The following is an 11084-nucleotide window of genomic DNA, read 5'->3' on the forward strand; positions in this document are numbered from 1 at the left end:
TTGCGAGATTGTTGAATCCCTCAATTGTTTACGAGACAGACCACTAGAGGATCACCTGAAAAACCAAGTTCACGATATTCCGGTGCCGGGATAGCGGAAGCGGGCGTGCCGCAATCACTGCGGCACGCCGGTAGACATCGGGGTTGACACGCTGTGCCGGTAATGCGCTATTGTGGACAGTTGCGGGCAATTAGCTCAGTTGGTTAGAGCGCCACCTTTACACGGTGGATGTCGGGGGTTCGAGTCCCTCATTGCCCACCTTGTCGAAAATGCATTAAAAGCCGCTTCCGCCTTATGGGAGTAGGGCTGAGCGGCTTTTCTGTTTTCACTGGATATCACGCGAAATCACTGGTGTAATGTCTCGGGGCCTAAATGACGCATGTGTCGGAGCATGGTTGACGGCATGTCCTGGGGTATGGTTGACACATGCGTCGTGTCGATGTCATGCGGCTGCCGGTTTGTCTCTTGGCCCGAGCGGGTAGTCGCGTGTGATGTCAAGCGGCTGGTCTGTTTTGTTTCAATGTTTGTTCAGCAGGGTTTGGCAGTGTTTTTCCGCAGTGCCAAGGTGGTACCGGTCATGTTCAGACTTCGGCGAGCGGGCGGATGTCTCCAAGGGTGCTGGGGTCGAAGGTCAGGAGGTCGTAGTCGGTCTGGAGGTTCGCCCAGAAGTCGGGCGTGGTGCCGAGCGCCTTGCCGAGACGCCACGCCATGGGGGTGGAGATGCGGCGCTTGCCATTGACGATCTCGCCGATGGCGGTCTCGCTCACGCCGATGCTCTTGGCGAGCCGGTATCGGCTGATGCCGAGCGGCTGGAGGAACTCCTCGTCGAGGATTTCGCCGGGGGTGCTGTAGTAGTCATTTGTGGTAGTCGTCGAAGTAGACATCGGTGGCCTCCTTGTTGTCGTCGTCCCATTGGAACACGAGACGCCATTGCTGGTTGACGCGAATACTCCAGTCGCCCTTCAGGGGTTCGAGCCGGTTGCCGGGCGGCACTTTGAGGTCGTGCAGCTCGCGGGATGCCTTGAGTATCTGGAGCTTGCGCATGAGGGCGCGCTCGAGTCCCGCCGGATATTTCTTGGGGTAGCGGCCACCGTAGAGGAAGTCGTTGAGCTCCCCGTCTCTCGTTCTCACACAACGATACTAACACGGTGCGTTAGTATCGTCAAGTGGTGGCAGTGGATACCGTGACGCGACCTTAAGTATGCGTGACCCATTCCTATGACATTTTCAGGCTCAATGGGCAGTGGGACTTTTTCGTTGGATGCTTTGTGGCGGGTGCTTCCCATTGCTGGTTTCTGCCGTCCGGCGGTCGGGGCGGCGATAATCGCCAGCTTGTTGCTGCGCGATTGTGAGACGCCGTTTGCCTGCCTGCGATTTGGCGGCCGGGGTTCGAGGTCCCTCATTGCCCACCTTTTGTGTCGATTCCGTCCGCCTTCATCACTGAGTCGTAACGCTCACGTACAGTTGTGAGCAGAGTGTTTTATTCAGCAGGAGGTTGATCTGGCGATGGCGAAGAAACTTCGTGAAGGGGATGGCAAAGCCGGAATCGCACGTGCGGGCAAGCGCAAGCTGGGATACGACACCACGCAGGTGGATGCTTTCCTGGAACGCGCCCACACCTTGTATGACAGCGAAGGCATCAACCTTACGCAGCAGGACATTCAATCCGTCTCCTTTGAATTGGCCAAGGATGGATATGTCATCAGCCAAGTCGACGCGGCGCTGCACCGTCTTGAACAGGCCGTGGTCGATAAGCAGACCGCTTGGGAGATCGGCCAGCAGGGTCGTGTGGCTTGGAAGGCGCAGACGGAAAAGCTGTATCAGAAGGTCGCATCCCATGTTGAGCGCGCCCCACGGGAGCGATTCAAGCCAGGTGCTCCCAAGCAACCGTCCTATGACAAGAAACAGGTCGACCGCATTGCCGATCAGGTGGTGGACAAGGCAGCCGCAGCTCTTGGCGTCGATGGCGTAACCCAGAACGATGTCAAGGGGCTTGCCGACCTGAATGCCGACGCTGTGAACAATGTTATTTTCACACAGCGCAAGGGCAGAAATGGATACGATGAACGCCAGGTCGATTACTTCCTCAATGTCTGCGTCCAACTGCTGAGCAGGATCGAGTCCTACGCACGCATCAGCGATTATGTCGCCAACGGCGGCACTACGGCAAACCAGTCGGCGGCAAACCAGTCGGTAGACACTTCTCATAATGCCTCCGGTCAGGTGACCCCGCTTATTGCGAATGACGCACAGCGGTCCACGGTTGCCGCACCTCAGGCGGCTGCGGCCGTGACGGGGGAGTCGTTTGACGCGCTTCGTCAGGCCGAACAGAATCTGTTCCCTGCTCCCGCCACAGCACAGGCCGAGGCACAGTCAGGCGTATCTGGCTCAGCACCCTCAGTACCCTCCGCTTATACGCCGCAGACCATTAATCAGGTGTCGACCGCCTCGAACGCATCTGCTGTGCCGATTCAGGCACCTTCGTCAGCGCAGTCGGCTGTTCAATCCCCGACTGTGCAGTATCCTTCGGTTCAGCAAAATCGTCAGGCACTGCCGGTGCCGTCCCCGTCTCCTGACGCACCTGCGGCCGTCCCGGCATCTGTGCGCCATGACGCTTCTGAATCGGCGGATCAGGTTCCTCCGTCCTTCGATCCTCAGCCCAAGCCCGCTGCAACCGCTGCCGGGCCTGCTCAGCAGGCTGCCTCCCTGTCTACGAACAGGAACCTGACGGATGGCAACCCCTCGCTCGCCGCATTGGCGCACATGGCCGAGGTCTCCCAGGAGCTGCCCGCCGTGGATGCCTCTTCGTTCGCGCCGAAGATGCCCAGCCTCAATACTCCGAGCGCATTGAAACTGAACACTGAGCCCGCAGCGAATGTCGCGAACGCCGTGAATACGTTCACGCCGGCCGGACAGCCGGCGCCACAGGCGCAATCGGCTGCGGCATCACACACGACATCACCTGTGGCTCCTGCCGTGCAGCCGGCGACTCCGGCACCGCCTGCTATGCCGGTGTCCTTCGCTCCCGCCGTCAAGCCTGAGCGCAATACCGGGTCCGTTGCGGTACCGGTCGTCGCACAGCCCGCCGCACAGCCCGCCGCACAGCCCGTTCCACAGAGCGCAGCGGCTCCTGCAGCACATGATGGACCCCAGTCTTCGGTGAAACCACAATCACAAACCGGCCAGCCTGCATCCGAGCAGCCGGCCGCGGAGAAAACAGACAACCAACACGAGACGAAATTCAGCACGTTATTCCCATTGATCCCGAACTTTGACGATGATCTGGGGAACTCCATCCCCGATCTGTCATTCCCCACTCTGAACGACGACGATACTAAGAAGGAACAGTGAGCGAGGTCTCCATTCGCAGCGTTGTGCTTTTGGGATCTACGGGATCCATAGGCACGCAAGGTCTAGATGTCATTGCACGTCACCCGGAACGTTTCACCGTTACCGGTCTGGCTGCCGGCGGAGCGCATGTGGAACTGCTCGCCCGTCAGGCCGCGCAATTCCATGTTCCTGAAGTCGCGGTTTTCGACGCGTCCAAGGTCAAGGAACTTGAAGAGGCGCTGGTCCAAGCCGGTGCCAAGGGCACGCATGTGAGCGGTGGCCCGGATGCAGTCATCGCACTTGCCGCCTCAGGCGCCGATGTGGTGCTGAACGGCATCACCGGTTCCATCGGATTGGAACCATCCATCGCGGCGCTTCATGCCGGTTCCCAATTGGCATTGGCCAATAAGGAATCGGTGGTTGCAGGCGGTCATCTGCTGTTCGGCGCCCAAGTGCGCGAGGCGCAGATCAACCCGGTGGATTCCGAACATTCCGCCATCTGGCAGTCACTGCGTTCCGGGACCCATGCCGAAGTGTCCAAGCTGGTGGTCACGGCCTCCGGCGGACCATTCCGCGGCTGGAAGCGCGCCGACATGGAGCACGTCACTCCCGAACAGGCGCTGCATCACCCCACATGGAATATGGGGCCGGTGGTGACGATCAACTCCTCGACGCTGATGAACAAGGGACTTGAGGTCATTGAGGCTTCCCGTCTGTTCGACATTGCGCCCGACCGCATCGAAGTGACTGTCCATCCGCAATCCATCGTGCACTCGATGGTGGAATTCAGCGATGGCGCCACCATCGGTCAGGCCTCGCCGCCCGATATGCGTCTGCCCATCGCACTGGGCCTGTCCGCGCCTGACCGCATGGACAACGTGGCCGTGGCATGCGACTGGACGAAAGCCGCCACCTGGACGTTTGAGCCATTGGACAATGAGGCGTTCCCTGCGGTGCAGCTTGCCCGCCACTGCCTGTCCGCGTCGGAAAAGCATACGGCAGTTCTGAACGCCGCCAATGAACAGGCGGTGCACGCCTTCCTTGACCATCGCCTCCCGTACTTGGGCATTGTGGACACGGTCAAGGCAGTACTTGACGAGATGGATGTGGAACTCCGTGGTAACCCGCTGTTCAACGACGTGGAGGAAATGAACCAACTCGAGTGCGAGGCGCGCCGCCGGGCGGACGACCTGATAAACAGGCAATAGCGTACGAGGGGCTGAAAGAGCTCATAGCCTATAGCTGCATGTCTGAGGAGATACCTGTTGAACACGGAAATCCCTGTTGCCAAACCATTCCGTAAGACCGGCGACCCGGTTGAGTTGACCAGTGAGTCGCCTTTGCATCCACGACGTAAATCCCGTCGCATCATGGTCGGTCCGGTACCGGTCGGTGGGGGTGCGCCCATTTCGGTGCAGTCGATGACCAATACGCTCACGGCGAATGTGGGTGCCACCTTGCAGCAGATCGCCGAACTGACTGCGGCGGGATGCGACATCGTCCGGGTGGCGGTGCCGAGTCAGGACGATGCCGACGCATTGCCGGAAATCTGCCGGAAATCACCCATTCCGGTCATCGCCGACATCCATTTCCAGTCGAAATACGTGTTCCAGGCCATCGACGCCGGCTGCGCGGCGGTGCGTGTGAACCCCGGCAACATCCGAAAATTCGACGAAGTGGGCCCATCCATCTGCAAGGCGGCGACCGACGCCGGCATCTCGCTGCGCATCGGTGTGAACGCCGGATCGCTCGACAAGGCCCTGTACGCCAAATACGGAGGTCCGACCCCCGAGGCGTTGGTTGCCTCCGCGCTCAAGGAAGCGCACATGTTCGAGGACGTCGGTTTCCATGATTTCAAGATTTCCGTCAAACACCATGATGTGATCACGATGGTGGAGACCTATCGTCTTCTGGCATCCAAAGGTGACTGGCCGCTGCACCTCGGCGTCACCGAGGCGGGCCCCGCCTGGCAAGGCACCATCAAATCGTGTCTGGCGTTCGGCGCCTTGCTGGCCGAAGGCATAGGCGATACGATCCGTGTCTCCCTCTCTGCGCCTCCGGTCGAGGAAGTCAAGGTCGGTTGCAAACTGCTGGAATACATGGGACTGCGCCCGCGCAAGTTCGACATCATTTCCTGCCCGAGCTGCGGACGTGCCCAGGTTGATGTGATTCAGCTGGCCTCCGCGGTCACCGAAGGGCTGAAGGACATCACCGCTCCGATTCGTGTGGCCGTCATGGGCTGCATCGTCAACGGTCCAGGCGAGGCTCGTGAAGCCGACCTCGGTGTGGCATCCGGCAACGGAAAAGGACAGATTTTCATCAAGGGCAAGGTCATCAAGACCGTGCCGGAAGACCAGATCGTGGATACGTTGCTGACCATCGCCAACGACATCGCCGCACAGATGGAAGCCGAAGGCAAGGTGCCGGCCAATGCCACAGGTCCTGTGGTGGTGCCCATCCAGCATCCCGGCCACTGAGCCAAACCGTCACCATTAGTCTGTCTCGTAATTGTCTGAGTGGTATTGGCCTTCTCTGACGAGGGGCTGGCAGCGAAGCTGACTGGGGGAGAGACAGTACCCAATTATTAGTGAGACAGGCCGCTGCGTTGCCCTGCCACTAGGCTGCAGGTTTCCTTAAGTCGCCTACGGTTCGGCTCTCCCTCAGCGGAGAGCCGAAATATCGTCATCTGATTACAATGGCTTCACATGCCGCAATCGCAGGAGCATGACGAACACCGGGTGACCGTCCCATACCGGCCGTGGGGCTTGGGCCGACGCATGTCGGTGAGCCTGCCCATTTTTATCATGCTCATCGGCATCCTCGTATCGATCTCGAATATCACCACAGTGCCGTGGAACATCGAGCCCACCGGGCAATCCATGGCAGCGCTCACCGACGACACGGATGTGGTCTTCGACAATCCCCAGGGGCGGACGCTGCCGTCCAAGGGAAGTTATGAAGTCTCCGAACGACAGGTGGTGCTGAATATAGCGCGTGACGGTTCGCTCGTCCAGGAACAAGGCGAACGAAACAAGGCGAACGCCGACGGTGTGCAGGCGGTCACCGTACGCATTCGCGAGCCGAAGGACAGCGGAGGCATACATCCGGGCGTGGTGTTCATGCATGGCGCCGGTTATGGCACGGCAGACAATTCCTTCGGCGATGTCGCCTCGGACATGGCGTCGGCAGGGTTCGTGACTGCCGTGCTCGACAAGCCGGTATGGGATACGACGGACATCAATCGCGATTATCCCGCTTCCGCGCGTGCCTATGATCAGGTCGTCAAATATGTTCGCGCGATGGACAATGTGGACGACAATCAGGTCGGCATATACGCCACCTCGGAATCCACGTGGATATCTTCGTATTTGCTGGCCGATGATCCGGACATCGCATTCCAGATCCTGTTGAGTCCGATGGTGTTCTCACCGCGTCAATCACTGGGCTTCTTCATTACCCAGGATTTCACTTTGGTTGGCGCCAATGACGGATACCAGTCCATCGTGCAACGACTGTTCAGCGCGGATGCCTCACTGTTCGGCCTGACCAATCTCGATCTGCCGACGCTCAACCCCACGGCATACTCCGTACCCACGTATGTGGCATACGGTTCGAAGGACGTCATGACAGCCCAAGTGGAGGGAGTGAGGGCCATCCTCTACAACGCGCATCAGGCTGGCAACTGGAATGTCACCGTGCGCAGCTATCCAGTGGCCAACCATGTGCTTCGATTGGGGGATGAATCCGAGGAAGGCACGCCATTCGCCGATGCCTATGTCGATGATCTCATCGATTGGGCGGTTGGTACCACCAGCGGATTGAAACAGACCAGTGAGCCGGTGGCCGGTATCGACCTCTACCAATCCATCGGACTGCCCACAGGACTGAAAGCGCGGACGGCGGGAACCATATACGGCGTCATATTGCATGCCACCATGCTGATGCTGTTGCTTGCCTCGGCGATTCTTGCATGCGTAGCCATGATTCGGCAGCTGACGGTTGATGCGCGATGGCGCAGACAACGGCGTGATGCCAAACGTCAGGGGATTGCGGTTCCTCCCAAACCCCGTGTGCTGGGGTTCGCGCACGGTTTCGGCAGCGCGTTACTGAGTCTGACGCTGACGACACTCGCCGCGCTGTTGATCTTCTTCGCCGGTCTGGGACAGGTCATCATGGGAGTGGTCAAGCTGGCTTGGGGCGGCGCTCCCACGGAAACGCCAGGAGTCATGTATTGGAGCTGGCCTGTGATCCAAGTGGTCTCCATCGTGGTGCTGTGGGCATGGTCCCGCGTGTTCATGCGACTCATTGAAGTGGCATGGCACCGTGGGCTGATTCAATGGCCGCCGCGCAAGGAGGCGATGAAAGGTATCATCACCGGCACCGAACCGGTACTCGCCTCCACGCGATTCGGGCGCGTGCTGTTCTGGCTGGTCACGTTCACCATGCTGCACGTGCTGTTGTTCTTCGCCTTCTGGGGGCTGTTCATCTACTGATGCCGGCCCGGTACCCTGCTCGGCTTCGTCATGGGGGTTTCGTCATGGGGGGCTTCGCGTTGGCGCATATGCAAGCGTCGATTCGCCATTCGCTATGATGAGGGAGGCTGGCAGGTTGAGGATGGAGGCTGACGGGCATGGCGTTGTACCGGGATGAAGGCGTGATTCTGCGTACCGCCAAACTCGGTGAGGCAGATCGCATCATCACGATACTGACGCGGGGGCACGGCAAGATTCGTGCTGTTGCAAAAGGGGTGCGCCGCACCAAATCGCGATTCGGCGCGCGACTTGAACCGTTTATGCGAGCCGATCTGCTCATTGCTGAGGGACGGTCCCTTGACGTGGTATCGCAAGCTGACTCCGTGGCGGCCTATGGCACGGCCATCGTCACTGATTACGAATCGTATGAGGCGGCGAATGTCATTGTGGAAACCGTCGACAAACTCATCGGCACCGAGCATGAACGTAGGGCTGAACAGTATCAGCTGCTGATTGGCGCATTGAACGCGCTGGCCAAACATGCGCACGCGCCTCGCGCCATCAGCGGTTCCTATGTGATGCGTGCGTTGGCTCTGGCTGGGTGGGAGCCCCGGCTCAACACATGTGTGGTGTGCGGCAAGTCGGATTGTGCGTATCTGTCCATAGCCTCCGGCGGTGTGATGTGCGAGGTCGACCACACTACGGACGCCCGACGCATCCCGCCACGTGCGCTACGGGAGTTCCGGGCGCTCATCCAGGGCGATTGGACGGTGCTGGATGCGGGCCCGTTGGAGCGTGTCACGCATGAGTTGGTTGAAGATTGGGCGGAGTATTACCTTGAGCGCCCGATTCGTTCGCTGCGCTTGATAGATTCATGAGTATGGCTTTTGAGAACGTTGATTACACGTCATTGGACATTCCCGCCGCGCCATTCAGCGACCCGTCCCGCATCCCCGATTTCCCTAAGGACAAGGTGCCCCGTCATGTGGGGGTGATCATGGACGGCAATGGCCGCTGGGCCAAGCAGCGCGGCATGATCCGCACCAACGGCCATCAGGCTGCGGAGCCGGTGGTGTTCGACACCATTGCCGGTGCGATCGAGGCGGGTGTGAGGTATCTGAGCCTGTACACGTTCTCGACCGAGAACTGGAAGCGCAGTCCGCAGGAGGTGCGTTTCCTCATGGGATTCTCGCGTGAGATAATCCACCGCCGCGTGGCGCAGATGGACGATTGGGGCGTGCGCGTGCGCTGGTCCGGACGCCGCCCGAAGCTGTGGAAGTCGGTCATCGACGAGCTTGAGGTCGCGATGGAGCGCACGAAGAACAACAAGGTCATCGATGTGGTGTTCTGCATCAACTATGGCGGCCGTGCCGAAATCGCCGACGCCTGTGCGGCGATCGCACGCGAGGTGCGCGATGGCAAGATTTCCGGCGACCGTGTGACTGAGAAGATGATTGCCGACCATCTGTACAATCCGGACATTCCCGATTGCGACTTGGTGATCCGTACTTCCGGCGAACAGCGCACCTCCAACTTCCTGCCGTGGGAGGCCGCCTACGCCGAGCTCGACTTCGTGCCCGAACTCTTCCCGGACTGCGGCCGTGACGTGCTATGGCGCTCCATCGACCATTACATCCACCGCGATCGCCGATTCGGCGGTGTGAAATAGTCCTTGTTAGGCCCCCTCTGACGGGCTGAGCCGTAAAGCAAACGCCCGGTGGACTGTTTGTAGGCGAAGGCGAGACGAGAGTCGAGCCAGAAGAATGCGAGCGGCAGCTTGTCCGTAATTGCGGTCGAGCTGCCCGTGTAGCGGACTGAGGGGAGTTACCGGCACACCTCAGCCATCCTCTCTACAAACTCATCCAAAAAACGTCCCGAATCCACACCAAGTGCCACATGCACATGCGGCATGGAATGATTCACCAGCCCAACCGGGTCTCCGGTGGTCCGGCCTCGTACTCCATTGAAATCACCGGTATTGGTCTCCGCGCGCAACGCAAGATCAAAACAATCGACCAGTGAAGAATCAAGTGCAACCGCCGCCGCCAACGGATCATGCAACGGCATGCCGCCAGAGAACAGTGCGGGGTCGGCTTCCAAATTTGCCTTGATGGAAAAGTCCGCGAGATCAGCCAAGAACCGCCCGCGCTTGGTCCCCGTCGCACGCCACCGGTCGGCCGCCGATTGCGGTAGCAAACACTGGTGAGTCACATCAAGTCCCACCATTGTGATGTCTGCGCCGGAATGAAATACACGATTCGCGGCCTCAGGGTCTTGGATGATATTCGTCTCAGCTACCGCATCCCAACAATTACCGGGTTGGGTAAGCGTACCGCCCATCATCACCAGCCTGAGTTTCGATGCAATATCCGGTGCTCGAGTAATAGCCGCATCCACATCCGTCAACGGCCCGGTAGCCAGCACGGTAACGTCTCGGCCAAACTCGCGAACCTGCTCAATCAGATACTCAATCCCATCCGCAGCATCAACGGAGCACCTCCTTTTGCCCCCGCTGGCGAGAGCTGTCGGCATAGCCGACTGGGGATGGTCCACCGACTGAGAGCGGTTCACACGAGAACAAGCACCCAACGCCGGATGAGCATGAACATCCCCCGCCAAATACCCGCCAACAGAAACAACCTCATCGGGCACATCCACAGACATATCATCACCAGGCACACAAGCTCCATCAGCCAGAGCCCCGGACCCTGCCAGCCGAGTATTCCCCAGTCCATCATCCCCGTGGAACTGGGCACACCCTGCATCAGGAATAAACGCATCAGCCCAAGAAGGATGCTCAGACCCTAAAAACACTGGAATATCCGCCCGACCAAACAAATCAAGCACCGCGCAAGTATTGGCATAAGCCGTGTTCGCATCCACATTGCCATAACTGGCAATCACGCCACCCAACTCGCACTCATCCGTCGACCCCAACAAATACGCCAACGCCAACGCATCATCAACACCCGTATCTATGCTGGCAATAATGCGGTCAGGACATTGGACCATAGAATCGTCTCCTTGTTAGCGTAATCCGCTATGAATAACCTTATCGGCCGATACGCAAAAATGCGTCCTTTGGGGCTGCGGACGTTTTCTTGGAGACCGAACGGAAGGATTTTCGTATGTTCAGTCTTGAGGAACGAGAGCGTGCGGTGGAGTTGTATTTCACCACGCCGATGACGACGGCCCAGGTGGTGGAGCATCTGGGTTATCCGACCAGGCAGTGTCTGGAGCGTTGGCTGGCGATGGATTCCGGTCATGCTGGCATATGGCCAA

The 11084-nt window shown here is 59.2% G+C and carries 9 protein-coding genes and 1 tRNA gene; 7 read left to right on the top strand and 3 right to left on the bottom strand.

Going from position 1 to position 11084, the window contains the following annotated elements; all coding sequences use genetic code 11:
- The first annotated feature begins 184 nt into the window (after positions 1–184).
- Positions 185–258 (top strand) — tRNA-Val (locus BREU_RS04325).
- A 323-nt stretch (positions 259–581) separates the two neighbouring features.
- Here BREU_RS04325 and BREU_RS04330 read toward each other — a convergent pair.
- Together BREU_RS04330 and BREU_RS04335 are read right to left on the bottom strand one after the other, a co-directional pair.
- On the bottom strand, positions 582–884 hold the full coding sequence (locus tag BREU_RS04330; RefSeq protein WP_044090008.1) for a HigA family addiction module antitoxin: 303 nt from the start codon (positions 882–884) through the stop codon (positions 582–584).
- The gene (locus BREU_RS04335; protein ID WP_044090007.1) at positions 856–1131 is read right to left on the bottom strand and encodes a type II toxin-antitoxin system RelE/ParE family toxin; all 276 of its coding nucleotides are present in this window, start codon (positions 1129–1131) and stop codon (positions 856–858) included. The genes BREU_RS04330 and BREU_RS04335 overlap by 29 nt, the downstream gene beginning before the upstream one ends.
- Before the next feature lie 375 nt (positions 1132–1506).
- Between BREU_RS04335 and BREU_RS04340 the strand changes: the two genes are divergently transcribed.
- The 6 genes from BREU_RS04340 to BREU_RS04365 all read left to right on the top strand — a co-directional run bounded on the left by BREU_RS04340 (position 1507) and on the right by BREU_RS04365 (position 9471).
- Positions 1507–3351: a DivIVA domain-containing protein gene (locus tag BREU_RS04340; RefSeq protein ID WP_044090006.1), complete on the top strand. Its 1845-nt coding sequence runs from the start codon at positions 1507–1509 to the stop codon at positions 3349–3351.
- Positions 3348–4538: a 1-deoxy-D-xylulose-5-phosphate reductoisomerase gene (dxr, locus tag BREU_RS04345; protein ID WP_044090005.1), complete on the top strand. Its 1191-nt coding sequence runs from the start codon at positions 3348–3350 to the stop codon at positions 4536–4538. Before BREU_RS04340 ends, dxr begins: the two co-directional genes overlap by 4 nt.
- Before the next feature lie 57 nt (positions 4539–4595).
- A complete protein-coding gene (ispG, locus tag BREU_RS04350; RefSeq protein ID WP_150335618.1) occupies positions 4596–5807 on the top strand; it encodes a flavodoxin-dependent (E)-4-hydroxy-3-methylbut-2-enyl-diphosphate synthase in 1212 nt (403 codons plus the stop codon).
- Positions 5808–6107: 300 nt separating this feature from the next.
- Positions 6108–7823 carry an alpha/beta hydrolase family protein gene (locus BREU_RS04355; RefSeq protein ID WP_375137582.1) on the top strand — a complete coding sequence of 572 codons (1716 nt, stop codon included), beginning with the start codon at positions 6108–6110 and terminating at the stop codon, positions 7821–7823.
- Positions 7824–7960: 137 nt separating this feature from the next.
- Positions 7961–8680, top strand: coding sequence for a DNA repair protein RecO (recO, locus tag BREU_RS04360; protein WP_044090002.1), 720 nt, complete (start codon positions 7961–7963; stop codon positions 8678–8680).
- A gap of 2 nt (positions 8681–8682) precedes the next feature.
- Complete coding sequence (locus tag BREU_RS04365; RefSeq protein WP_044090001.1) at positions 8683–9471, top strand: isoprenyl transferase; 789 nt, start codon at positions 8683–8685, stop codon at positions 9469–9471.
- Positions 9472–9626: 155 nt separating this feature from the next.
- On the opposite strand, the gene BREU_RS04370 is transcribed toward BREU_RS04365, so the two are convergent.
- Positions 9627–10814, bottom strand: coding sequence for a nucleoside hydrolase (locus tag BREU_RS04370; protein WP_007053299.1), 1188 nt, complete (start codon positions 10812–10814; stop codon positions 9627–9629).
- Positions 10815–11084 lie beyond the last annotated feature (270 nt).

The sequence above is a fragment of the Bifidobacterium reuteri DSM 23975 genome (assembly GCF_000741695.1).
GTDB lineage: Bacteria > Actinomycetota > Actinomycetes > Actinomycetales > Bifidobacteriaceae > Bifidobacterium > Bifidobacterium reuteri.